The sequence below is a fragment of the Leifsonia sp. Leaf264 genome, from assembly GCF_001422325.1.
In the GTDB taxonomy this organism is placed as follows: domain Bacteria; phylum Actinomycetota; class Actinomycetes; order Actinomycetales; family Microbacteriaceae; genus Orlajensenia.
In genome coordinates, this window is sequence record NZ_LMMR01000011.1 from 41396 (window position 1) to 64626 (window position 23231).

The 23231-nt window shown below is 68.8% G+C and carries 27 protein-coding genes; 10 read left to right on the plus strand and 17 right to left on the minus strand.

Annotated elements, in window-relative coordinates; all coding sequences use genetic code 11:
* The first annotated feature begins 2 nt into the window (after positions 1-2).
* Positions 3-257 carry a hypothetical protein gene (locus tag ASF30_RS21840; protein WP_157497576.1) on the plus strand — a complete coding sequence of 85 codons (255 nt, stop codon included), beginning with the start codon at positions 3-5 and terminating at the stop codon, positions 255-257.
* Between the two features lie 20 nt (positions 258-277).
* On the opposite strand, the gene ASF30_RS21845 is transcribed toward ASF30_RS21840, so the two are convergent.
* Positions 278-949 carry a TetR/AcrR family transcriptional regulator gene (locus tag ASF30_RS21845; protein WP_055911716.1) on the minus strand — a complete coding sequence of 224 codons (672 nt, stop codon included), beginning with the start codon at positions 947-949 and terminating at the stop codon, positions 278-280.
* A gap of 120 nt (positions 950-1069) precedes the next feature.
* Here ASF30_RS21845 and ASF30_RS21850 point away from each other — a divergent pair, with 120 nt between their 5' ends.
* On the plus strand, positions 1070-2554 hold the full coding sequence (locus ASF30_RS21850; protein ID WP_055911719.1) for an MFS transporter: 1485 nt from the start codon (positions 1070-1072) through the stop codon (positions 2552-2554).
* A gap of 59 nt (positions 2555-2613) precedes the next feature.
* Here the strand turns inward: ASF30_RS21850 and dinB are convergent, their stop codons facing one another.
* On the minus strand, positions 2614-3810 hold the full coding sequence (dinB, locus tag ASF30_RS21855) for a DNA polymerase IV (RefSeq protein ID WP_055911722.1): 1197 nt from the start codon (positions 3808-3810) through the stop codon (positions 2614-2616).
* A 121-nt stretch (positions 3811-3931) separates the two neighbouring features.
* On the opposite strand from dinB, the gene ASF30_RS21860 reads away from it, so the two are divergent.
* Positions 3932-4279 carry a nuclear transport factor 2 family protein gene (locus tag ASF30_RS21860; protein WP_055911725.1) on the plus strand — a complete coding sequence of 116 codons (348 nt, stop codon included), beginning with the start codon at positions 3932-3934 and terminating at the stop codon, positions 4277-4279.
* A 68-nt stretch (positions 4280-4347) separates the two neighbouring features.
* On the opposite strand, the gene ASF30_RS21865 is transcribed toward ASF30_RS21860, so the two are convergent.
* A complete protein-coding gene (locus ASF30_RS21865) occupies positions 4348-6258 on the minus strand; it encodes a potassium transporter Kup (RefSeq protein WP_055911728.1) in 1911 nt (636 codons plus the stop codon).
* 114 nt (positions 6259-6372) lie between these two features.
* Positions 6373-6777 carry a DUF7144 family membrane protein gene (locus ASF30_RS21870; RefSeq protein WP_055911731.1) on the minus strand — a complete coding sequence of 135 codons (405 nt, stop codon included), beginning with the start codon at positions 6775-6777 and terminating at the stop codon, positions 6373-6375.
* Positions 6778-7006: 229 nt separating this feature from the next.
* Here ASF30_RS21870 and ASF30_RS21875 point away from each other — a divergent pair, with 229 nt between their 5' ends.
* Complete coding sequence (locus ASF30_RS21875) at positions 7007-7366, plus strand: VOC family protein (protein ID WP_055911734.1); 360 nt, start codon at positions 7007-7009, stop codon at positions 7364-7366.
* Here the strand turns inward: ASF30_RS21875 and ASF30_RS21880 are convergent.
* The 3 genes from ASF30_RS21880 to ASF30_RS21890 are packed head-to-tail and all read right to left on the minus strand — an operon-like array spanning position 7363 to position 8901.
* A complete protein-coding gene (locus ASF30_RS21880; protein ID WP_235480461.1) occupies positions 7363-7926 on the minus strand; it encodes a GIY-YIG nuclease family protein in 564 nt (187 codons plus the stop codon). The two genes, ASF30_RS21875 and ASF30_RS21880, sit on opposite strands and share 4 nt — an antisense overlap.
* A 60-nt stretch (positions 7927-7986) precedes the next feature.
* Positions 7987-8256: a hypothetical protein gene (locus ASF30_RS21885; RefSeq protein ID WP_055911737.1), complete on the minus strand. Its 270-nt coding sequence runs from the start codon at positions 8254-8256 to the stop codon at positions 7987-7989.
* Between the two features lie 57 nt (positions 8257-8313).
* Entirely contained in the window at positions 8314-8901 is a 588-nt protein-coding gene (locus ASF30_RS21890) for a histidine phosphatase family protein (protein ID WP_055911741.1), read from the minus strand.
* 31 nt (positions 8902-8932) lie between these two features.
* Between ASF30_RS21890 and ASF30_RS21895 the strand changes: the two genes are divergently transcribed.
* Both ASF30_RS21895 and ASF30_RS21900 read left to right on the plus strand, forming a co-directional pair.
* Positions 8933-9424: a nitroreductase family deazaflavin-dependent oxidoreductase gene (locus ASF30_RS21895; protein ID WP_055911743.1), complete on the plus strand. Its 492-nt coding sequence runs from the start codon at positions 8933-8935 to the stop codon at positions 9422-9424.
* A gap of 166 nt (positions 9425-9590) precedes the next feature.
* A complete protein-coding gene (locus ASF30_RS21900) occupies positions 9591-10760 on the plus strand; it encodes a coiled-coil domain-containing protein (protein WP_055911746.1) in 1170 nt (389 codons plus the stop codon).
* On the opposite strand, the gene ASF30_RS21905 is transcribed toward ASF30_RS21900, so the two are convergent.
* The gene (locus ASF30_RS21905; protein WP_055911747.1) at positions 10757-11530 is read right to left on the minus strand and encodes a hypothetical protein; all 774 of its coding nucleotides are present in this window, start codon (positions 11528-11530) and stop codon (positions 10757-10759) included. The genes ASF30_RS21900 and ASF30_RS21905 overlap by 4 nt on opposite strands.
* Before the next feature lie 111 nt (positions 11531-11641).
* Between ASF30_RS21905 and ASF30_RS21910 the strand changes: the two genes are divergently transcribed.
* Positions 11642-12265, plus strand: a complete 624-nt coding sequence (locus ASF30_RS21910; RefSeq protein ID WP_055911751.1) for a hypothetical protein — start codon at positions 11642-11644, stop codon at positions 12263-12265.
* Between the two features lie 16 nt (positions 12266-12281).
* On the opposite strand, the gene ASF30_RS21915 is transcribed toward ASF30_RS21910, so the two are convergent.
* Positions 12282-13064, minus strand: coding sequence for an oxygenase MpaB family protein (locus ASF30_RS21915; RefSeq protein WP_055911752.1), 783 nt, complete (start codon positions 13062-13064; stop codon positions 12282-12284).
* A 54-nt stretch (positions 13065-13118) separates the two neighbouring features.
* Here ASF30_RS21915 and ASF30_RS21920 point away from each other — a divergent pair, with 54 nt between their 5' ends.
* Positions 13119-14288, plus strand: a complete 1170-nt coding sequence (locus tag ASF30_RS21920) for a glycoside hydrolase family 3 N-terminal domain-containing protein (RefSeq protein ID WP_055911755.1) — start codon at positions 13119-13121, stop codon at positions 14286-14288.
* On the opposite strand, the gene ASF30_RS21925 is transcribed toward ASF30_RS21920, so the two are convergent.
* Genes ASF30_RS21925 through ASF30_RS21935 form a run of 3 tightly spaced genes read right to left on the minus strand, consistent with a single transcriptional unit; the run spans position 14253 to position 17116 of the window.
* Complete coding sequence (locus tag ASF30_RS21925; protein WP_055911758.1) at positions 14253-14933, minus strand: TMEM175 family protein; 681 nt, start codon at positions 14931-14933, stop codon at positions 14253-14255. The two genes, ASF30_RS21920 and ASF30_RS21925, sit on opposite strands and share 36 nt — an antisense overlap.
* On the minus strand, positions 14930-15982 hold the full coding sequence (locus tag ASF30_RS21930; protein WP_055911760.1) for an FUSC family protein: 1053 nt from the start codon (positions 15980-15982) through the stop codon (positions 14930-14932). Before ASF30_RS21930 ends, ASF30_RS21925 begins: the two co-directional genes overlap by 4 nt.
* A 9-nt stretch (positions 15983-15991) precedes the next feature.
* Positions 15992-17116 (minus strand): winged helix DNA-binding domain-containing protein, encoded by a 1125-nt coding sequence (locus ASF30_RS21935; RefSeq protein WP_055911763.1) that lies wholly within the window; start codon positions 17114-17116, stop codon positions 15992-15994.
* Positions 17117-17236: 120 nt separating this feature from the next.
* On the opposite strand from ASF30_RS21935, the gene ASF30_RS21940 reads away from it, so the two are divergent.
* Positions 17237-18835 (plus strand): ABC-F family ATP-binding cassette domain-containing protein, encoded by a 1599-nt coding sequence (locus ASF30_RS21940; RefSeq protein WP_055911767.1) that lies wholly within the window; start codon positions 17237-17239, stop codon positions 18833-18835.
* Between the two features lie 142 nt (positions 18836-18977).
* On the opposite strand, the gene ASF30_RS21945 is transcribed toward ASF30_RS21940, so the two are convergent.
* Genes ASF30_RS21945 through ASF30_RS21955 form a run of 3 tightly spaced genes read right to left on the minus strand, consistent with a single transcriptional unit; the run spans position 18978 to position 20352 of the window.
* The gene (locus ASF30_RS21945) at positions 18978-19832 is read right to left on the minus strand and encodes an SURF1 family cytochrome oxidase biogenesis protein (RefSeq protein ID WP_055911770.1); all 855 of its coding nucleotides are present in this window, start codon (positions 19830-19832) and stop codon (positions 18978-18980) included.
* Positions 19829-20053 (minus strand): hypothetical protein, encoded by a 225-nt coding sequence (locus ASF30_RS21950; protein ID WP_055911772.1) that lies wholly within the window; start codon positions 20051-20053, stop codon positions 19829-19831. Before ASF30_RS21950 ends, ASF30_RS21945 begins: the two co-directional genes overlap by 4 nt.
* Positions 20050-20352: a DUF3099 domain-containing protein gene (locus ASF30_RS21955; protein WP_082468271.1), complete on the minus strand. Its 303-nt coding sequence runs from the start codon at positions 20350-20352 to the stop codon at positions 20050-20052. Before ASF30_RS21955 ends, ASF30_RS21950 begins: the two co-directional genes overlap by 4 nt.
* A 112-nt stretch (positions 20353-20464) precedes the next feature.
* On the opposite strand from ASF30_RS21955, the gene ASF30_RS21960 reads away from it, so the two are divergent.
* On the plus strand, positions 20465-21175 hold the full coding sequence (locus tag ASF30_RS21960; protein ID WP_055911775.1) for a beta-ketoacyl-ACP reductase: 711 nt from the start codon (positions 20465-20467) through the stop codon (positions 21173-21175).
* A gap of 114 nt (positions 21176-21289) precedes the next feature.
* On the opposite strand, the gene serB is transcribed toward ASF30_RS21960, so the two are convergent.
* Together serB and ASF30_RS21970 are read right to left on the minus strand one after the other, a co-directional pair.
* Positions 21290-21955 carry a phosphoserine phosphatase SerB gene (serB, locus tag ASF30_RS21965; protein WP_055911777.1) on the minus strand — a complete coding sequence of 222 codons (666 nt, stop codon included), beginning with the start codon at positions 21953-21955 and terminating at the stop codon, positions 21290-21292.
* Positions 21952-23196 carry a glucose-1-phosphate adenylyltransferase gene (locus ASF30_RS21970; RefSeq protein WP_055911780.1) on the minus strand — a complete coding sequence of 415 codons (1245 nt, stop codon included), beginning with the start codon at positions 23194-23196 and terminating at the stop codon, positions 21952-21954. Before ASF30_RS21970 ends, serB begins: the two co-directional genes overlap by 4 nt.
* Positions 23197-23231 lie beyond the last annotated feature (35 nt).

A 23231-nucleotide genomic window follows, 5' to 3' on the forward strand; every position in this document is an offset into this window, starting at 1 on the left:
ACGTGATGCACGCGCACGGCTGTACGTCTTCGTCTCGGCTGCTCGATCTCCACGACGTCCTTGTCGCGGCTCGCCTGGTCGGACGGCAGCCCGGTGTCACGGCCATCTCGGGATCGGTCTCAGTCGACGAGCTGGTGGAACTCGAGACCATCTTCGCGATCTACGAGAAGGCGCGGTCGATCTCCGTCATCCAGGCCCGTCCATTCTCAGCACGTGAACTGGAGGACTGGCGCCTGATGGACGAGTGGATCGCCTGAGCCGCTGGTCACTGTCTCCCTCAGCGTCTGCGGTCGGGGCGCTCAGGGCGGAGCAGAAGTCGCAGGACCGGTTCGAGCGGCTCGGTCAACTCCTCGGGTGACGCCGTCGCGATGGGGTGCACACCGGCGGATGTCCGGAGCATCACCACACCCAGCATGGTCGCGATGGCGAGTTGGGCCCGCAGGAGGATCGGGGCCGTCGCCGGCTCATCGGCGTTCCATCCCGCCGCCGCCGCAAGCCTCTCCGTGAAGTGCTCCAGGGTGCTGCGACGAACGCGATCCGCGTTCTCGTCGCCCGATGAGCGCAGGAGCAACAGCAATTGCAGCGGGTCATCGCTGTCGGGGGAGTTGACCACGTGGGCGATGAGACGTTCGACGACGTCGCCACCGGACGAGGCGGTCGGAGTCTGCGAATCCAGTTCGCTCGAGGTGCGCTGCATGCAGGCCTCGAAGAGACCCTCCTTCGACTCGAAGTACCGATTGATCAGGGCGACGTTGACGCCGACGTCCGCGGCGATCTGCCGCACCGTGGTGGCTCGGTACCCGTCGGTCGCGAAGCGCCTGCGTGCCGCGCGCACGAGGGCCCGTCGGGTGGCGGATGAATCACGGCCCGAGCGGATGATCTCGTCATCCGCGTTCGGCGTCGCTGTCTTGGTCAACATCGTCGGGGACCTCTTCGTCTCGTCAGTCATGGTGCACGTCCTCACTCAATCTAGCGGTTTTCACCGCGAAGTAAACAAATGTTGACAAAGTGGGTCACTGTCGGAATAATCGATAAGTCAGCGTGTGTTTACATCGTTTCGAGGAGATCTATGTCCGGCATCATCCAGAACCCCACAACGGGTTCCCTCCAGGCGCAGAAGGCGACCGGGTCCCGCGGAACCGCCATCATCCTGTTCCTCTCACTCGGAGGTCTGTCGTTCGCTGTTCTGCAGTCGCTCGTCGCACCGGCGCTGGGCACGATCGGCAGCGACCTGGGTGTCGAGACGGCTGACGCGAGTTGGGTTCTCACCGCCTACCTCCTGTCGGCCGCTGTTCTGACGCCGATCCTCGGACGGCTTGGCGACATGGTCGGCAAGCGCAAGGTCATCATCGTGGTCCTCGCACTGCTGCTCGTCGGAACCGTGCTCGCGGCGCTCGCCCCGAGCCTCGGCGTGCTGATCGTGGCCCGCGTCCTCCAGGGAGCCGCCGGCGCCGTGATGCCGTTGTCGATCGGAATCGTTCGCGACGAGCTGCCCAAGGAGCGCGTGAGCGTGACGATCGGTCTGCTGTCGGCGATCTTCGGCATCGGCGCCGGAGTCGGCATCGTCGCTGCGGGTCCCATCGTCGAGGCCCTGAGCTGGCACTGGCTGTTCTGGTTCCCCGCGGTGCTCGTCGCCATCGCCCTTCTCGGCGCGATCTTCGGCATCCCGGAGTCGCCGGTGCGCACCCCGGGTCGCCTCGACATGCTCGGTACGGCGATCCTCTCGATCGGCCTGGTCTCGGCGCTTCTCGCCATCAGTGAAGGCGAGAAGTGGGGCTGGGACGACGGCAAGACCATCGGGCTGCTCATCCTCGGTGGCGTCGCTCTCATCGTGTTCGTGTTCGTCGAGCTGCGCGTCAAAGAACCGCTGATCGATGTGCGTCTGTTCAAGCACCGCGGCGTCTGGACCGCCCACATCGTGGCGCTCGCCTTCGGCTTCGCGATGTTCGGCACCTTCATCCTGGTCCCCACCCTGCTTCAGCTGCCGTCGGTGCTCGGCTACGGCTTCGGCAAGAGCGTCAGCGAGGCCGGCCTCTACCTGCTTCCCACAGTCGTTGCGATGGTGCTCTCGGGTGTCGCCGCCGGCATCCTGATCCGCCGCATCGGACCGAAGATCCCGATGATCGTCGGTGGCGTCGCCGTCACCATCGCGTTCCTGATCCCCGCTCTCGGTCACGCGGAGGAGTGGCAGATCATCGTGTCGGGCATCCTGACCGGAATCGGTATCGGCATGGCGCTCGCTGCGACCTCGAACGCCATCGTCGAGAGCGTCCCCGCGGCCCAGACCGGCGAGGCGATCAGCGCGAACACGGTCATCCGCACCGTGGGAAGCAGCGTCGGCACGGCCGTCATCGCCGCATTGATCTCCTCCAACGTCACCGCCCAGGGTGCCCCCACCGATGACGCCTTCACGATCGGCTTCTGGGTGTCGGCCGGCGTCGGCGTGCTTGCGATCATCGCAGCCCTGGCAGCGCCGTCTCTGCGCGCACGCCGCCGTGAGGCCGAGGCCGCCGGCGTGGACGACTTCCTCGAGGTGGAGAAGGCCCACAACTAGTTCGACCACGCGTGGCCCCGTCGCCGACGAGCATCTCCGGGTGCTCGCCGGCGACGGGGTCACTCGTGTTCCGGCAGCAGCGGCGTCGACCAGCCCGGATCGCGATCGAGCTGCGTCGCCCGGGCGACGGATGCCGCGCCGAAGCGATCACGGACGGCGTCGAGCACGCTGTCCAGACGTGCCTGGTCGTTCCAGTCGATCGGCAGCTCGGGTTGGAGGCTGTCGGCGCGGGCCAACTGCGACAGCGAGACGCCGATGAGGGTGATGCCGCGTTCCGCTATCTCGGGGTGGGCGGATTCGAGCAGCTCGCGAGCGATGGCCAGGAGTAGCGAGGTGCGGTCGGATGCCGAGCCCATCGTGCGCGATCGGGTGGCCTTCGCGAAATCGCCGTAGCGAAGCCGCAGCACGACAGTGCGGCACACCCGGTCGCCGTCACGCAGGCGGCGGGCGAGCCGATCGACGATCTGGGTGAGGATGATGTCGAGCTCCTCGATCGAACGCGGGTGTCTGCCGAGTGCGCGCTGCGATCCGATGGATGATCGGCGACGCGTGGTGTCGACGGGGCGCGGGTCGCGCAGACGGGCCAGCGCGTGCAGGTGCGCACCGGTCGCCTTGCCGAGGAGCCTCTCGGCTGTCGCTTCCTCGAGCTCGGCGAGTTGTCCGACTGTGGTGATCCCCAGTCTGTGCAGCTTCTCGGCGGTGACGGCGCCGACTCCCCACAGTCGTTCGACCGGCAGCGGGAGCAGGAACGCCTCCTCGCGGTCGGGCTCGACCACGAGCAGCCCGTCGGGCTTGCTGACCGCGCTGGCGACTTTGGCCAGGTACTTGGTGCGGGCTACTCCCACCGAGATCGCCAGGCCCGCCTCCACGCGGACTCGCTCGCGCAACCGCACTGCTACCTGCTCAGGGGTGCCGGCGATGCGTCGAAGGCCGCCGACCTCCAGGAACGCCTCATCGATCGACAGGCCCTCCACGAGCGGGGTCGTGTCGCGGAAGATCGCGAAGACGTCGCGGCTGGCGGCGGAGTAGGCGTCCATCCGAGGCGGAACGACGATGGCATCGGGGCACAGCTCGCGTGCCTGCCGACCGCCCATGGCGGTGCGGACTCCGCGGGCCTTCGCCTCGTAGCTGGCTGCCAGCACCACGCCGCCGCCGACGATGACGGGGCGGCCGCGCAGGGCAGGCGTGTCGCGCTGCTCGACCGAGGCGTAGAAGGCGTCGAGGTCGGCGTGCAGCACTGTCGCCTCGCCCCGCATGCCGCCTCCAGCCCCATCGTCCGTCTCGGGGGATCATGGCAGGTACCACCGACAGCGGGCTGCTCGTGAGCCGACTCCGCGGAGCGGCCCTGCCGACGCGAGCGAGGGTGTAGACAGAACTGTGACCGACTTCGACGACCTCCTCCACCGCAATCTTCTCGGCGTCTTCAACGAGCGGGATGAGTCGCGGCGTCTCCCGCTGCTCGCCGAGCTCTACGCCCCGGACGCCCGGTTCGCCGACCACGACGGAGTGGCCATCGGTCCCGAGGCGATCAACGAGAAGATCCGGGAACTGCACGCCAGGACGCCCGGGTTCGAGTTCGTGCCGGGAGCGTCGCACGACGTCCAGGACCTCGCGACCCTCGAGTGGTCGTACGGCCCCGCCGGCGCCGATCCGGTCGTGAACGGGACCGACGTCATGATCGTCCGCGATGGGCGGATCGCAGCCCTCTACGTGTACCTGAGGTAGCCCGTCGGCACCGAGGCGATGCCCCATTGCGCCTGCCGGGTCACCGGAGCGGGACCCGGGTGGGATCGTCAGATCTCGACGCGTGATCCCATCAGGATGGTGCGATCCCGCGGGAGGTCGAAGTACTGGGCGGCATCGGCGGCCCCGCGCGCTGTCGCGAGGAACAGGGGCTTGCGCCACCGGGCCAGTCCCGGGACGTTCCCTCGGTGAAGGTCGATGGTGGAGAGGAAGTAGGTGGCATCGTCCAGCTCGAGAGGGATCTCGAGGGAGTCGGGGTCGAGTGTCCTCAGCGTCGCCGGCAGGTCGGGGCGTTCCATGTATCCGAAACGTGCCCGCACGAGTTCGATGCCGTCGTCGCTGAACTTGAGGGGATCAGTGGTGAACCGTTCCTCCGGTGCGACGGTCGGGGTCTGCGCGGTCTCGATCGACAGGATGATCACGTGCTCGTGCAATGACCCGAGATGCTCGACGGTGGAACGCATGGCGAGGGGCGTCGTCGTCGTGCCTCGATTGAGGTAGATCGCGGTTCCCGGCACCCGCACGACGGCGATGGTGCCGTCGTGGAGCCCTTCGAGGAAGGAGTCGAGCGGCCCCTCTTCGCCCTCTCGCTGCGCCGTGACGAGCTGGCGGCCGCGATACCAGGTCATCAGGATGAGATAGGCGACGACGGCGATGACCAACGGCAGCCAGGCTCCGCTGACCAGCTTGGTGAGGTTCGCGCTGAAGAAGAGCAGCTCGAGGGTGAGGAGCAGACCGCCGCCGACGATGACGAGCCACAGGGGAGTGCGCCAGGTCTTCCGGGCGTAATAGAGGAAGAGGGTGGTGGTGATCGTGATGGTGCCGGTGACGGCCATCCCGAACGCGTAGGCCAGCGCGGCCGACTCGCGGAACGTGAGCACGAGCACGGTGACAGCGGCCAGCAGGATCCAGTTGATCAGCGGTACGTACACCTGGCCGATGGTGCGTGCCGACGTGTGGTCGATGCGCAGCCGGGGAAGGTAACCGAGTTGGACCAGTTGACGCGTCACAGAGAATGCGCCCGTGATCACGGCTTGCGAGGCGATGACAGTCGCTGCTGTGGCCAGGATGACCATCGGCAACTGGAGCGGCGCGGGGATCAGCAGGAAGAACGGGCTCGAGAGGGCCGACCTGTCGTTGAGGATGAGGGCGCCCTGGCCGAAGTAGCTCAGGATGCAGGTCGGGAACACGAGGATCAGCCAGGCGCGTGCGATCGGAAGCCGACCGAAGTGGCCGAGGTCGGCGTACAACGCCTCGGCACCGGTGATCGCGAGCACGACGGCGGCGAGAGCGAAGAAGGCGATCGATGGATGGGTGAACGCGAATCCCAACGCATACGTCGGAGACAGGGCGAGCAGGATCTCCGGCTCCCGAGCGATCCCCAGGATCCCGAAGACGCCGATGGCGACGAACCAGACGACCATGACCGGTCCGAACAACCGGCTGACCGCTGCCGTACCGAATCGTTGGAAGAAGAACAGGATGAAGATGATGACCAGGGTGATGGGGATGACGAACGCCGTGAGCTGGGGCGCCGCGACCTCGAGGCCTTCGACGGCGGAGAGCACCGAGATCGCCGGCGTGATCATGCTGTCTCCGAAGAACAGCGACGCGCCGAAGATCCCGAGGCTCACCAGGATCATCTTCGTTCGCCGTCGGCCGCCGATCATCTTCTGTCCGATGAGGGTGAGAAGGGCCATGATGCCGCCCTCGCCTTCGTTGTCGGCGCGCAGGATGAGCGCGACGTAGGCGATGCTGACGATCACCGTCACCGACCAGAAGATCATCGAGACGATGCCGTACACGCTGTCGGTCGAGACCGGAACCGGATGCGGGTCTGCCGGGTTGAAGGCGGTCTGGATCGTATAGATCGGGCTGGTGCCGATGTCACCGAACACGACTCCCAGAGCGCCGACCACAATCGCCGTCCGTGCGAATCGGCGAGTCTCGGGCGCGGCCATCGCATCAGTATGTACCCGCTCTCCTCGCACTCCAACCTCCGGTGCTCGGGTGGCCGTTCTGAATGTCGCGGGCTTGCTCCAACCGTCGTCGACGGCACTGGCCTGCTCCCGTTGTCAGTCCCTCGCGGCGAACTCCCGTCCGTGCACCGTGACCGCGTAGATGATGACGACGTCGAGCGCGATGACGATGAGCGACCACCATGGTTCAGCCGGAACCAGGAGCAGTTGTCCGACGGCGCTGATGCCCGCCACGATGGCGACGACGATGCGCGCCCAGAGCGCGCCGTTCAGGATCGAGACTCCGGCGGCGATGAGGAGGATGCCGACGACGAGGTTCCACCAGCCCCATCCCGTGAGGTCCAACACGAGCAGGCTTCCGTCGACGACAGCCGAGTAGCTGTTCGATCCGATCAACGCGAAGAAGCCCTGAAGCACGCTGAAGGTGCCGTTGAGGAGCGTGATGACGGCCGCGAAGCCGATCCATCCGGCCCAGCCGCTGGTTCTCGTGACGTCGGCCATGGCTGTTGTCCCATCTCACTCCGCCGGCGACCATCGCGCCGGGCGCTTGATACGGCCGAGATCTCGGCCGTGCTATGAGTATCCTGCTCCGCGCCGCCCAGCGCTGTCATGTGTCACGGCATGGCTCCGGATGGGTCCGGATGCCGCACCGATCGCTCGACGATCTGGAGCACCTCGTCCGAACATGCCATGGTTGAGGACGGACCTTCGACAGGACGGAGTTGTCACCATGGGCGTGACGGGCATCGGCGGGATCTTCTTCCGCAGCGGCGATCCGACGGCGCGGGCGGCCTGGTATCGCGAACACCTCGGCGTCGAGGCCGGCCACGACCACATCTGGAAGCAGCAGGAGGGAATGACGGTCTTCGCACCATTCCCGGCTGATTCCGACTACTTCCCTGCCGAGCAGCCGTTCATGCTCAATCTGCGCGTGACGGGCCTGGAGGACCTCGCCGCGCGGCTCGAGACCGCAGGCATCCCCGTCGAGCGTCGGGACGAGTGGAACACGGCCGAGTACGGAACCTTCGCGCGCATTCACGATCCCGAGGGGCTTCCGATCGAACTGTGGGAACCGCCGGCTGGAGCCTAGAGCGCGATCAGGGCGCTGAGCCAGCGGGCGTGCATGTCCCACGGGTCGACGCCGCCGCGCACGGTGTCGATGTGCTGCAGCAGCGCATCGTGAGCGTGGAACCACTCCCCGCCGTTCAGCTGTCGTGCAGCGAACTGAGCATGTCGACGCTGCTCGAGACGCCTGTCGCCGCGCTCGAACGCAAGCACCTCGTCGTGGGGGAGACTCGCGATGCGCCGGCGCGGCGTGGCTGAGGTTCCGATCTTGATCAGCTCTCCGTAACGGATGTAGTACACGACGTCGAGGCGCGGCGGTACGAGCTCGCCGTCAGGCGCTGTGCCGTAACGCCACTCGCAGACGGCGCAGAGCCAGCCCGACGGATAGCGCACGCCGAGTGGCGAGCCGCAGGCCGGGCACGGACCGGGCAGCAGGTCGGTGACGCCGACGGTGGCTGCGGCCTCGTCGGCCGCCGAGAGCAGGTGCGGCTCGCAGAGGTTGAGACCGGCATCCGTCGGCACGATGCCCGCACAGGTCGTGCCGTCGGGCATCACGATGCCGCACGACCGATCGAGGTGTTCCATGGTGACGACGTTAGGCGTCGGCACCGACACCGGTCGGCTGCGTGCGACCGGATGCCGGGATCAGCGGATGCGGCGGACCAGCGGATCGGCTGGCTGATGTCGGGGCCGCCGCAGCATGCCGATCAGTCCGTAGAGCAGCCCCGGAACGCCCACGGCCAGCAGGGCGACGCCGATGACGATCGGGAGCCACGGCGGAATCGCGGGGATCAGGTGCGATGCGACCGATGCGGCAGCGAGCAACAGGCCGCCGGTGACGGTGAAGATCAATCCGAGCGCCGCGGCTGCAGCGAGTGCAGCGCGATCCGGCACCGATTCGGGTTCGGTGGTCATGCGGCCACGTTATTGCTGAGGCGTGCTCAGTTCCCGCCCCCAGAACGGGGCGTTGACTCAGGCCTCGACGTTGACGGCCGCGTCGATCCGGGTGCGTCCGACGAAGCGGATGTCGGATCCCGACACGGCGAACTCGGTGATCGAGCCGTTGTCGGCCGAGCCGGGGAACTCGTCGGGGGAGGTGGTGTGACGGGTGAGGCCGTTGATCACGCCGCCGTGGCTGGCGACGATGACGGTTCCGGTCGACTCCGCCGCGAGACGGCGCAGAGCCGCCGTCGACCGCTCGAGCACGGCGGGCCGGGCCTCGGCACCAGGGACCACGCCGTCGGAGTAGAGATGGCGGATGTCCTGCCAGACCGCGCCTTCGGCTTCGCCGTACTGCATCTCGATGAAGTCGGCCTCGGTCTCGACCGCCGGCCCTCCGATGGCCTCGGTGATGATGGCGGCGGTCTCGGCGGCGCGCCCGAGCGGGCTCGCGATGATGCGGGTGGGCTCGGCGCTGCTCAGCACGTCGGCAGCGGCGAGGGCCTGCGCGCGACCCAGGTCGTTGAGCGGGATGTCGGTGTGCCCCTGCACCCGGCCCTGTCGGTTCCAATCGGTCTCACCGTGACGCACGAGCAGGAATCGAGTGGGTGAAGAGGTCATGCATCGACCCTATCCGGAGCAGAATGTGAGAATGGCGAGCCTTCTCGAGATGACGCGGTCTGCCGTGGCACCGCTCACGCGCACCGGTGCGTTCCGTCGCGCTGCACCGACGATGCTGCCGCCGCTCGAGCGGGCCACAGCATGGCTGAGCCGTGGCCACGTTCAGCTCAGCGGCCTGCTCGTCCCGTCGCTCGTGCTGCATTCCACCGGAGCGAAGTCGGGGCTGCCCCGCGACGTGCCGCTGATGTACTGCCCCGACGGAGACGTCTGCATCGTCGCGGGGAGCAACTTCGCGCGTGAGCACCACCCGGCGTGGACGGCGAACCTCACCGCCCACCCCGACGCTGCTGTGAGCATCAAGGGACGACGGATGCCCGTTAGAGCCGAACTCATCGGCGACGACGAACGCGACGCCGTGTGGGCGCGCATCGAGAGGCAGTGGCCGGGCTATCGGGCGTATGAGCGCGGCTCCGGCCGCACGGTGCGGCTGTTCCGGCTGCATCCGGTGGCAGAAGCCGGCTGACGCTCAGCTGCCGCTCCTTCCTCCGTCGCCGCCTGCTGGACCGGGGAAGAGCGCCGCGCCGCGCGATCTGCGGGGGCCTGCGATCGAGCGACGTAGCCTCGAACGGAGCGTCCTGCGCCCCGGCGGGGTAGTTGCACGCGCTGACACGACCAGCGGAGGAGGAATCATGCGCCGTATCGCACGGGTGATCGCCTCCGTCGCCGTGGCGGGCATGCTGTGCCTCGCGGTGGTGCCTGCGGCATCCGCCGAGGACTATCCATCGTGGGACGAGGTCGAGGCCGCCCGTTCGAGTGCAGCGGCGACGAGTGCGGAGGTCGACCGCATCTCCGACTTCATCACCTCTCTCACAGCGGAGTCGGCGCGACTCGGACGCATCACCATCGAGAAGGCCGCGGCCTATTCGGCGGCGAAGGCGGCCCTGGATGCGGCCACTCAGCGCGCCGACGTGCTGATCGCGCAGCGCGATACCGCCGTGGCTCAGGCTGCCGACGCCCACGAGCGCTACGGCGCGATCGTGTCGCAACTGGTGGTCTCCGGTGGCACCGAGAGCCTCACCGTGCAGCTCCTGCTCGACCACTCCGCCGACTCCGACCTGCTGTACAGGCTCGGAGCGATGTCGAAGCTGACCCAGCAGGCCGCCGGACTCGAGGAGCAGGCGCGGAGCCGCAGCAACGAGGCCGATGCTCTCAGCGCGCAGGCCACCGTGGCCGAGAAGGAGCGCGACAAGCTCGCAGCGGCCGCCGAGACGGCACTCGGTGCGGCCCAGGCCGCCGAGAAGGAGGCCGGAGATCGGCTCGCCTCCCAGAAGGCCGCGAGCGTCACCCTCCAGGCCCAGCTCGCCTCTCTCACCAGCACCGCGGCCGACGTCGAGAAGCGCTACAACGAAGGCGAGGCCGCACGGAGGGCAGCCGAGGCTGCAGCCGCCGCAGCTGCGGCCGAAGCAGCGGCAGCGGCCGCCGCCGCGGAGGCAGCTGCCGGTGGAGACGGTGGCGGAGGCGCGACCCCGATCTACACGGGCGACGTCGATTCGGATCCGGGCGCCGCGCAGTCCTATGCGGCCGGAGCCATCGGCGCGTACGGCTGGGGCGGCGATCAATTCGGATGCCTGCAGTCGCTATGGAACAAGGAGTCCGGTTGGCGCGCGAACGCCTACAACGCCTCCAGCGGTGCCTACGGAATCCCGCAGTCCCTTCCGGGCGAGAAGATGGCGTCAGCCGGTGTCGACTGGCGCACCAATGCCGCGACCCAGATCAACTGGGGCCTGTCGTACATCAGCCAGCGCTACGGCTCGCCCTGCTCCGCCTGGGCTCACTCCGTCGCGACCGACTGGTACTAGGCCTCGGCCTGCCGTGCGGGAGCCACTCCGACACGGAGGGCATCGACCGCGTCGGCGCTGCGCAACTCGACCATGCGGGCGACGATGCGATCGGCCACGTCGGCGGTGAGCGACGCGCACACGATGCTGTTTGGTCCGATCGACTCCAGGCCGCCGGCGCGCACGCGGATGACCTCCCAGCCGACCTCACCCAAGGCGTCGTCCTTCTCGCGATCCGAAGCCTCCTTGAGGCCCAGGTGTGCGCGCCGGGAGCGCCCCGGATCGTCGTACTCGATCGCTATGCGCAGCGCCGGAACGAGGATGTCGGGCCACACCTCCTGCTTGCCGTAGAACATGCGGTTGATGCGCACGGTGTTCACCCCGCGAGGTACACGGATGCGCTCCTCGAGCAGCGCCCGCAGTCGCTGCTCGGTCAGCGAGGTTCGCGTGCGCAACCCGGCGTTCATGGAGGCGACGCCGCCCTCGCGGGAGACCGTCGGGCTCTGGGCGTTCCGGATGCACTTCGGGCAACTCGGACCGGTGAGAACATCGATCACCGTCGCCTGGTACCTGTCGTGGCCTCGTTCGCAGACCCAGGGGTAGACGGCTCCGAGCCGAGTCTCGGAGGCCAGTGCCGACCGCGATGACGAGGCCACCCGTCCGAGCAGTTCGCCGCGCGTGCGGTGGGTCTCGTGCAGGAGCATGCACAGCGGGCAGGCCCGCCGCAGGGTGATCGCGCCGACGTCGGAGGGGGCTGCACCGTGCCCGCAGGCGAAGCTCACGAGGGTCATGCGGGCAGCGTAACCCGCGCCGCCGACATGCCCGGGGCCGTCCTTGACCTCCCCCTGTATGCGGCACACAATGGCATGGCGACCCGAGCGCATCCGATGAGAAGGGGCACCATGTCAGACACCCAGCAGGTCTCGCCAGAGACCGGCGCGCCGATCGCGGCGCCGAGTCACGCGAGCAGCCGGTCGATCCAGGAGACGACGGTGCTCCCGGCGTTCGCGCCCGAATCCGGTGCCGCGCCGCTGCCGACTACGTCGTCGCCCGCATCCGCCCCAGCCTCCGACGCGGTATCGGTCTCGGCGCCGGAGGCCGAGCAGGAGTCCGGGCGGAAGGCGCCGAAGAAGACATTCTCGTGGTTCCAGGACCAGCCGATGCGGCTCACCCTGGTCGTGATCATCGGTGTCGTCGCCCTGTTCTTCGCCTTCGGCCTGCTCATCATCTTCAGCCCGACCTCGGCGGCGGTCTCGGCCCTCGCCGTGATCGCGACGCCCGTGGTCTCCATCGTGGCCGCGTACTACGGCATCACGCTGAGCATGCAGCAGGTGCGCGACGAGCGGCTGGAGCGAGCTGCGGCGGTTCGGCGTGCCGAGGAGGCCGAGACCGCGGCCCAGGAGGCCGATGTCTGGGCTGCGCAGATGGAGTCGGGGCTTCGCGTGGCGAAGGTGAAACTGGACGCTGCCGGCGTGGGCTCCGACGACGTCGCGAAGGCGGCCGGAGTGACCCCGGACTTCTTCTGAGGATCCCGCCGGCGGGTCAGCCCCGCCTGATGATCGCCAGGCTTCGACGCTGAGGCCACTGGCGCAGCGACACGGGCAGCCACGGCCACAGCAGGCCGGTGATGGCCAGGGTGCGACGGAATCGGCGCTCGGCGCGAGCCGTCCAGCGGATGCCGTACGCGGATCGGACGGCATCGGGCAGCAGTCCGGCCGTCACGAGACGGGCGAGAGGCATGGCCAGCCCGAGCGGCGCCGGCAGGGAGCGCGCGAACATCAGCTGCCGGGAGACCGCATGCACATCGGCATCCACGGACAACCGCGGGAGCATCTGCGCCCAGTACTCCGCGAAAGCGGCCCTGTCGGCCGGCCACTGTCCGCGCGGTAGTTGCAGGCGGATGCCGAGCTCGGCATAGGCGTCGTACAGGGCGTCGGCCTCGGCCGGGTCCAGCGGGCCGAAGAGCTCCTCGTGCACGACCACGGCGGTGTCGTAGAGGGTCGCGGCCACCCAGAGCTGCAACTGCGGATCGTAGGCGCTGTACGCAGGGGCTGTGCCGCGCGCCTCACCGCGCACCGGCGAGTGCGCGCGGTTCACGAGTCGCACGGCTCGCACCCTGTCGGCCTCGGTTCCGTAGACGATCGCGTACGCGTAGGCGAGGGTGGCCCAGAGCCGGTCCAGGGGTCGCCCGGCGAAGTCGGAGTGATCGACGACGCCGCGCCCGACAGGCGGATACGCCAGTTGCAGCAGGATCGCGCGTGCCCCGCCCGCGATGAGCACGCCATCGCCGGCGAACCGGGGGAGGCCGCGCTGATGCTCTGACATGCGACAACGCTACGCGCTCAGACTGCTCGGATGCCGCACGCCTAGACTCCCTGCATGGTCGGGCGGCGAGTGAGGACGACGGCGCTCGCACTGGCGGTCGCCGTGCTGCTCGTGGGTTGCGCGGCGTCCGGGTCGGCCATCCCGACATCGACGCAGCCAGCCCCCGTGCAGCACCCGCATCGGGCCGCTCCGGATCCCGTGACCGTCGAGGCGCGTGAACGCCTGCACGCCATGAGCCTGGAGCAGCGGATCGCGAGCCTGCTCATGCTGCATCTCCCCGGCACGGATGCCGCTGCCATCGCGGCGCAGGCCACACGATACGCACCGGGCGGCATCATCCTGATGGGCGACAACACGGCGGGGGGAGTGGCCGGGGTGCGCGCCATCACCGATGCCGTGGACTCGGCGTCGGAGCTGCCGCTCCTGGTCGCCGTCGATCAGGAAGGCGGCGAGGTCAGCCGACTGGACGAGGACCCGTCACCCGGCGCCGATGTGTTGCGGGGGCTGGCGGCATCCGTCACCGACGACGCCTTCTCCGCCAGGGCCGACGTGCTCGCCGGCGCAGGGATCTCGGTCAACTTCGGCATCGTCGCCGACGTGACGGCGGATCCGGAGTCCTTCCTGGCCGGCCGTGTGCTCGGCACCGACCCGTCGGCAGCCGCCGATCACGTCGCCGCGGCCGTGGCCGGCGAGCACGGCCGGGTGCTCAGCACGCTCAAGCACTTCCCAGGTCACGGTGCCGCGCCCGGCGACTCGCACACCTCCATCCCGACGACGGCCGAGACCCTCGTCGACTGGCGGGCGACGGATGCAGCGCCCTTCGCCGCGGGCATCGCCGCCGGAGCCGAGCTGGTGATGTTCGGCCACCTCGCCTACACGGCGGTCGATGACGCTCCAGCCTCCCTGTCGCCGGCGTGGCACGGGATCCTGCGCGACCAGCTCGGCTTCGACGGCATCTCGATCACCGATGACATGGGCATGCTCGAAGACTCCGGGGTGCCGGCCTATGCCGACAGCAGCGAGAACGCCGTGCAGGCCATTGCGGCCGGCAACACGATGCTGCTGTACGTGCCGTCGCCGGACCCGTCGGGTGCCGGGTTCGACCCTGATGCGGTGGTGGCCGACGTCGCCGCGGCCGTGCGCGCTGGCCGCATTCCGGCCGCGACGGTCGATCGAGCGGCGCTCGCGCTACTCCGGGCGAGGATCGGTCTCGCCGCCGACTGACGGCGAGGATGCGTCGTCGGCCTGCGGATCCGGCGCACCACCGATCAGGCGCGACAGAACGGGGTCGAAGGCGTAGGCGATGAACGCCCAGGAGCCAATGAGCGGTGCGGCGAGCACCACGAGGGCGCCGAGGATGACGGCGCTGAGCGCGTTGCGGCGGCTGCGCGCAGTCTCGTCGGGGGTCAGCCCATCGACCAGGCCGGCGCCGGGACGGGTGGCCCGAATCCAGAGCAGGTAGCCGAACAGGACGACCCAGAAGAAGTTGAGCGGGAGCAGGCTCTGTCCGAGGGTGAGATCGCCGAACCGGCTGTCGAGGCTGGTCGTGAACGGTATGAGAACGACGCCGAACAGGCGCACGGTGTTCAGCACCAGCATCGAGCCGTCCACCTTGATGATGTACTCGAATTGGCGCACGTGGATGCTCCACAACAGGCACAGCAGGAAGAAGCTGATGGCGAAGCTCAGGATGGCGGGCCACATGTCGACGAGCCCCTGCCAGAGTTCGGCATCCGTCGTCGCCCGTGAGAGGTCGTTCACCGTCAGGTCGAGCACGAGGAGGGTGGCCGCGATGGCGAACACCCCGTCGGTGAAGGCCTCGAGGCGTCGAGTGGAGACTGTGGCCGCGGCGGGGCGTGAGCGTTTCATTCGGTACCGACGATCTCTTCGTGCACCCGGCGCAGGTCTTCCATGAGGGAGCCGATGAGCACCCAGTGCTCGGCATGCGGTGTGAGGATGCGCAGGGGCGCTGTGAGCAGGGGCAGGCCCTCGGTCATCGTCTCGGGCTCGGGCCGGGTGTCATCGACAGGGTGCACGAGCAGCCGCAGGTCGTGGGCCGCCCGTTCGAGCTCGTCGACGATGGGTTCGACTGTCGGCTCGGTCGGCAGGGTGGCGTCGTAGTGGTCGTGCACGGCGCGTGTCATGTTCAGCGAGCGAGTAACGAGCGGCCCCATGCGCGTGAACAGGGCCTCTTCGGCGTCGAGCTTCGCCCGATAGCGCTGCTGGCGTGGGTTGAACGCGAGCGACTCGTCGGCGGCGGTCAACGCCTCCTGCGCCTTGGCCTGAATCGGACGCAGGAGGCGGGCCGTGATCAGGATCTCCTGCAGCTGGGCGTCGGTCTTGGCGGTGCGCAGCGCGTCGGCGAGGCGGTCGAAGGTGGCGGCGATCTCGACGCCGAGAGCCGTCACGGCGTTCTGAGCCGGCGCCAGCAGAACCGGCGGTACGACGAGGATGTTGACGATGACGCCGATGGCCGCGCCGATGAGGGTCTCGATGATGCGGGCAAGAGCGTAGTCGGGAGTCGTCGAGCCGATCGTCAGCACCAGCATCACGCTGATCGGGATCTGGTTGGCCGAACCCGGAGTGAGGCGCAGCGCCCAGCCCACGAAGATCGCCAGCACTATGGCGGCGAGCACCACGAAGCTGTGCTGGCCGAAGACGATCCCGATGCCGAAGGCGATGATCACGCCGGCGATCACGCCGAAGCTGCGCTCGACGGCGCGGCCGACGGACTGGTTGACGCTCGGCTGCACGACGAGGAGGGCTGCGATGGCCGCGAAGACGGGCAGGGTGCCCGGCAGCACCAGCTCGGCGATGAACCAGGCGAGCACCGTGGCGACAGCGGACTTCGTCACCTGGAGCAACGGGATGCGCGCGCTCGATCGGAGTCGGGACGTGAAGCGTGCGGGGCCGGTCACTCTCTCAGGCTACTGCGACCGAACGTGCGACTGGCCGAGGAAGGCGGCGTACGCGGCCGTGGAACGCTCGATGGCCTTCATCCGGCTCGCCGACGGCGGGCGCCCGTCGAAGGGCCGCACCTCGACACCGACACCCGCCCGGCTGGAGCGGCGACGCCAGGTGCCGATCACCCGTCCGGCCGCGACCACGGTCGGCTGGAAGACGCCGTTCCGGCCCGGGACGACGGCGTCCTCGTTCGCGGGATCGATGATCGGGCCGCGGTCGGTGTAGCCGAGGTAGTACTCGTCGAAGCCCGGGAGGAGGTGAACCGATGCCGTGAACGCCCGCCTGCCGGCATCGGCTGTGGTCGCAGTAGCGGCCGTGGTCTCGGCATCGGCCGTCGACCAGAGGCCGGCGTCGGCGTCGAACGGCACGACCCGGCCGTCGGTCCGTGCGATCTCGAGGCCGCGCCGCGAGTCCGTGAGAGTCAGCTTGCTCCAGCCGGCGAAATCCCGCACCGTCGCCGGACCGCGGCCCCGCAGGTAGCGCGTGACGAACTCGGCGAGTGCCTCGTCTCGCTCGAGGGTGCGAGACTCGCGGATCCAGCGCTCGGTGGGCACCAGCCTCTGCACGCCGTCGCGGACCGGCCCCCAGGCCCAGTACCCGGTCTGCGCGAGGTGGGCGATGAGGTGGTAGCCGCGTTGTCCCGTCGGATCGATGCCGTTCTCGACCAGCAGGGTCATGAACTCGTCGCGGGCGAGGTCGTCGGCGCTCGCAAGGGCGTCGTCGCAGATCGCCTGGACGCGATCCAGCATGGCCTCATCGATGCCGAGCTGGGCCCGGCGCGTCGTCGCCTGCGCGAGCATGCGCGGCCCCGTGAGCGCGAGCATCCAGCCGAGGTCGACCGCCGGCACCGTGAACAGAGTGCCGCGCATGGTCCAGGCGCGCACGAGCTCGCCGCGGTCGAAGGCGTCGAGCACGGCGGCATCCGTCACTCCGGAACGGATGCCGATGGCCCAGCGGGCCGCGGCGAAGTCCTGCGCCTGGATGGCCAGCATGCGCTCGAGAACGTGCAGGGGCGTGTCGGTGCCACCGATGCCGTGAGCGCCGAGCCTCAGTCTGAGCAGCTCGCGTTGCTGGGAATCCGCCGCCATAGTGCCTCAGTATCGCGCAACCCACCGACGGCGGAACAGGCGGCCGGCCGGCAGCGTTTAGACTGAGTGGCTGCGCCTCTCGCGCGACTTCCCCACTTTCTGCTACCGAAGGGTTCCCCCGTGCTCGCCGTACACGACCTCGAGATCCGCGTGGGGGCGCGCGTGCTGATGCAGGACGTGAACTTCCGGGTCTCCGACGGAGACAAGATCGGTCTGGTGGGTCGCAATGGAGCGGGCAAGACGACACTGACGAAGACTCTCGCCGGGGAGACCCTTCCCACCGGCGGTCGCATCGACCGCAGTGGCGAGATCGGCTACCTGCCGCAGGACCCGCGCTCGGGCGACCCCGAGGAGCTCGCGCGCACGCGCATCCTGAACGCCCGCGGCCTCGGCTCGCTGGTGCAGGGCATGCACGAGGCGACCCTGGCCATGGCCAGCGACGATCCGGCGGTCAGTGAGGCCGGCATGAAGAAGTACGGCACCCTGACCGACCAGTTCCAGGCCCTCGGCGGCTATGCGGCCGAGGCGGAGGCCGCGTCGATCGCGTCGAACCTCAACCTGCCCGATCGCATCCTCGAGCAGCCGCTGAAGACGCTCTCGGGTGGTCAGCGTCGCCGCATCGAGCTGGCCCGCATCCTGTTCTCGGATGCCGGCACCATGATCCTCGACGAGCCGACGAACCACCTCGACGCCGACTCCATCGTGTGGCTGCGCGACTTCCTGAAGAACTACAAGGGCGGCTTCATCGTGATCACCCACGATGTCGAGCTCGTGGGGGAGACCGTGAACCGCGTCTTCTACCTCGACGCCAACCGCACCGTCATCGACATCTACAACATGGGCTGGAAGCACTACCAGCGCCAGCGTGCCGCCGACGAGGAGCGCCGCAAGAAGGAGCGCTCCAACGCCGAGAAGAAGGCCGGCGTGCTGCAGATGCAGGCGGCCAAGTTCGGCGCCAAGGCGTCGAAGGCGGCAGCGGCCCACCAGATGGTCGCCCGCGCCGAGAAGCTGCTCTCGGGACTCGAGGAGGTGCGTGCGGTCGACCGCGTCGCCAAGCTGCGCTTCCCGACGCCCGCCCCCTGCGGTCGCACGCCCCTGCAGGCCTCCGACCTGTCGAAGAGCTACGGTTCGCTCGAGATCTTCACGGCGGTCGACCTCGCGATCGACCGCGGCTCCAAGGTGGTCATCATCGGCCTGAACGGTGCCGGGAAGACGACCCTGCTGCGCATCCTCGGCGGAGTCGACCAGCCGGACACCGGCCAGGTCGAGCCCGGCCACGGACTGCGCGTCGGCTACTTCGCCCAGGAGCACGAGACCATCGACGTGAAGGCCACTGTTCTCCAGAACATGGTGTCGTCGTCGCCGAGCCTGACCGAGACCGAGGCCCGCAAGGTGCTCGGCTCGTTCCTGTTCACCGGCGATGACTCCCACAAGCTCGCCGGCGTGCTCTCGGGCGGCGAGAAGACCCGTCTCGCCCTCGCGATGATCGTCGTCTCCGGCGCCAACGTGCTGCTGCTGGACGAGCCCACGAACAACCTCGACCCCGCCAGCCGCGCCGAGATCCTCGACGCCCTCGCGCACTTCGAGGGTGCCGTCGTGCTGGTCTCGCACGACCCCGGAGCCGTCGAGGCGCTCAACCCCGAGCGCGTGCTCATCCTGCCCGACGGCGTCGAGGACCACTGGAACGCCGAGTACGCCGACCTGATCGCGCTGGCGTAAGGACCGTTCGGTCACTCCCGCTCGCGGAGCTCCGCGCAGCGGAGGGACCGGGCGTCTGCTCTCCTCGGCTTCGCAGCAGCAGCACCAGCAGCCGCCGCAGCCGCCGCAGCCGCTGCGCGTCTGTGGCTCTGCCAGCGGCGGGTCAGCGACCCGGCGTGTGCTGCGCGTCGAGGATCTCGTCCTCGATCGCGCCGTCGGTCTTGGCCTTCTTCGCTCGACGACGCTCGCGCTCGAGGGCGCGCTCGCGTTCCTCGGGGTCGTCGGCGTTCAGCATCCGGTACTCGTTGCGCACGGCCCAGCCGAAGCCGATGAAGCCCAGGAGGGCGAAGACGAACCACTGGAACGCGTACGACAGGTGCGGACCCTCGTCGAGGGCCGGCTTCTCGGCGGCGGCGGGACGGGTGGCCGTAGCCGGCGTCTCCGAGTCCATGAGGCCGTACGCGCCCGTGTACGTCGACTCTCCGACGATCTCGGCCATGTCGTTGAGTTCGATGGTGGCGACCTCGTTTCCGGATGCGCTGCGACCGGCGATGTGCGGCTCACCGGCCTTCAGCCGCGCCACGACGGTCACCTCGCCCGACGGTGCTTCGGGGATCTCATCGGGGGCATCCTGACGCGATCCCGTCGGCAGCCAGCCGCGGTCGACGATGAAGACCGTTCCGTCCGCAAGCTGCAGCGGGGTCAGCACCTCGAAGCCCGGACTCTGGTCGCGCGGTCGGTTGCGGGCGAGCCGCTGGTCATCCGTGAGGTAGACCCCGGTCATCGTGACGGGCAGGTACTTCTGCGAGTCCTCGAAGGAGTCGAGCTGCGGGAGGGCGTCGGCGAGCGGAACCGGGTCGGCGTTCCAGTTGGTCTCGATGCGGTCGATCTCGGCCAGCGCCTCACCGCGGCGGGCGATCTGCCAGAAGCCCAGCGAGACGCAGACGAGCGCGAAGACGATGATGAGGGCGAGGTAACCGATCCATCGTCTGCTGAAGGCGAAGGACCATCCGGTCACGCGTCGGCTCCGATCTCGATGGCGCTGACGGCGACGGGGAAGTCTCGTGCAGCGAGGAACTCGCGCAGGTAGTCGACGTGCTCGTCGCAGGCGAGCCACGTCTTGCCGCGCTCACCGGTGTGAATGCGGGGGTTGCGCCAGTCGATGCGCCACGACGCCGTCGAGTCGCATCCGGCCCGAGAGCACGCGTGCACGTCGGGTGCACCGCCGATTCCGATCACTCGTCTTCTCCGGATCGTGGGGTGGTGTCGTCGTCACGTCGCGTGACGCGCTCGATGCTGCCCGGGCGCAGCACTGTGCGCGAGCCGGGGTTCGTCTTCACGTTCGCGATGACGACGGCGATGTAGGGGAGCACGATGGCCCCGGTGGCGAAGACCCACAGCCACGGTCCGCGGGCGAACAGCATGGCGAGCACGCAGAGCACGCGGATCGACATCGTGATCGAGTACTTGATGACTCGTGCGCGACGTTCCGCATCCGGAGAGGCCGGAAGGCTGGTGATCGAGGAGGGCTGTTTCATTCCTGGCCGAACCGCGGCGACCCGAGTGTCTCCGCTGCATCCAGCCTACGCGGGCTCGAGAGCGCTTTCGTCCTAGGCTGGGGGAGTTGTCAGCGAGAGAAGGAACCATTCCATGAGCACTCCCCGAACCGTCCTCGTCACCGGTGGAAACCGCGGCATCGGCTACGCCATCGCCGAGGAGTTCGTGCGCCAGGGCCACCGCGTGGCCGTGACGGCGCGTTCCGGCGCCGGCCCCGATGGCACTCTCACCGTGCAGGCCGACGTCACGGACTCGGCATCCGTCGATGCGGCGTTCACGACCATCGAAGCCGAGCTCGGCCCCGTCGAGATCGTCGTGGCCAATGCCGGCATCACTCGCGACACGCTCCTCATGCGCATGAGCGACGAGGACTTCGAGACCGTCATCGACACGAACCTCACCGGCTCGTTCCGCGTGGTCAAGCGCGCTTCGAAGGGCATGCTCAAGGCGCGCTACGGCCGCATCGTGTTGATCTCGAGCGTCGTCGGCCTGTACGGCGGCCCCGGCCAGGCGAACTACTCCGCCTCGAAGGCCGGTCTCGTCGGCTTCGCCCGATCGATCACGCGCGAACTCGGCGCCCGCGGCATCACGGCGAACGTCGTCGCTCCGGGCTTCATCGAGACCGACATGACCGCAGAGCTTCCCGAGGCGACCCAGGCCGACTACAAGAAGTCCATCCCGGCCGGACGCTTCGCCACCCCGAACGAGGTCGCCAAGGTCGTCGCGTGGGTCGCGAGCGACGATGCCGGCTACATCTCCGGGGCCGTGATCCCCGTTGACGGCGGCCTCGGCATGGGGCACTAGCGATCGTTCGCTGAGGCCCGTGCGCTGAGGCCCGCGCACAGCGCGCGGTCGAAGCGCGTTCGTCAGCGTCGCTTCGGCCGCGGACGCCGTCCGGGCCTCGGCGAGCAGGGCGGATCAGCCGCGCAGCCCCAGCAGCGGAAGCACCTGGGACAGGTCGGGCACGTCGACCGCGACGCTCGCCCGCTCGCGCACCAGCGGCTTGGCGTTGAAGGCCACGGAGAGTGCGGCGATGTCCATCATCGCGAGGTCGTTCGCCCCGTCGCCGATGGCCACTGTGCGGTGCATCGGCACATCGTGAGCTGATGCCCACTCCGCCAGGGCCGCCGCCTTCGCGCCGGCGTCGATGATCGGGCCGACGAGGCCGCCCGTGAGGCGTCCATCGACGACCTCCAGCCGGTTCGCGCGCCACTCGTCGATCCCGAAGGAGGCGCCGATGGGGTCGAGCAGTTCGTGGAATCCACCGGAGACCACGCCGACGACGCCACCGGCCGCATGGACCCCGGCGATGAGCTCGTGAACCCCGTCGGTCGGACGGATCCTGGCGCTCACGTCGGCGAACACGCCCTCGGGCAGCCCGGCCAGAGTCGCGACGCGCTCCCGCAGGCTCTCGGCGAAGTCGAGCTCGCCGCGCATCGCGCGCTCGGTCACCTCGGCGACGAGGGCGCGTGAGCCCGCGGCATCGGCGAGGAGCTCGATGACCTCGTCCTGGATGAGGGTGGAGTCGGCATCGAGCACGACGAGCAGGCGCGCGGCAGCGGCGCGCGGTGCGGCATCCGTCATTCCGCAGTGACCCGCGTTCCCTTGCCGACGACGGTGATGCCGGAGTCCGTCACGGCGAAGCCGCGCGCGACGTCCTTGTCGTGGTCGACCCCGATCTGGGCGCCGGCCTCGACGACCACGCCCTTGTCGAGCACGGCGCGGATGACCTGGGCGTCGGACTCGATGTGAGCCCGCTCGAAGATGATCGAGTCGACCACCTTGGCGCCCGAACCGATGGTCGACCACGGGCCGAGCACGCTGCGCTCGATGTGGGCGCCCGAGATGACGGAGCCGAGCGAGACGATCGAGTCGATCATCGTTCCGAGCGAACCGCGGGCGTCGCGCACGAACTTCGCGGGCGGCGCGTTCAGCTGCTGGGTGAAGATCGGCCAGGCCTCGTTGTAGAGGTTGAAGACCGGCAGCGCCGAGATGAGGTCCTGGTGGGCCTCGAAGAAGGAGTCGATCGTTCCCACGTCGCGCCAGTAATAGCGGTCGCGATCGGTCGATCCCGGCACGTCGTTGCGCATCAGGTCGTAGACGCCGGCCGTGCCGCGCGCCACGAAGTCGGGGATGATGTCGCCGCCCATGTCGTGGCTGGAGTTCGTGCGCTCACCGTCGCGCAGCACGGCGTCGATGAGGGCATCCGTGTTGAACACGTAGTTGCCCATGGACGCGAGGACCTCGTGAGGGGCATCCGCAAGCCCGATGGGGTCGCTCGGCTTCTCCCGGAACGCGGCGACGCGGGTGGCGTCGGTCTCGTCGACCTCGATCACGCCGAACTGGTTGGCGAGCTCGATGGGCTGACGGATGGCGGCGACGGTCGCCTCCGCACCGGAATCGATGTGCGCCTGCACCATCTGCGAGAAGTCCATGCGGTAGACGTGATCAGCGCCGACGACGACGATGATGTCGGGCTTCTCGTCGTGGATGAGGTTGAGGCTCTGCAGGATGGCGTCGGCCGAGCCGCTGAACCAGCGCTTGCCGAGGCGCTGCTGGGCGGGCACCGAGGCGATGTAGGAGTTGAGCATGCCCGACAGGCGCCAGGTCTGCGACACGTGGCGGTCGAGGCTGTGCGACTTGTACTGGGTGAGGACGACGATCTGCGTGAGCCCCGAATTGATGAGATTCGAGAGGGCGAAGTCCACGAGTCTGTAGTGCCCTCCGAAGGGAACTGCGGGCTTCGCCCGGTCCTCCGTGAGGGGCATGAGCCGCTTGCCTTCTCCGCCGGCCAGCACGATGCCGAAGATCTTCGATGACTTCATGGCTCAACAGTAGTGCGGCGCAGCAGGTCGCGGCA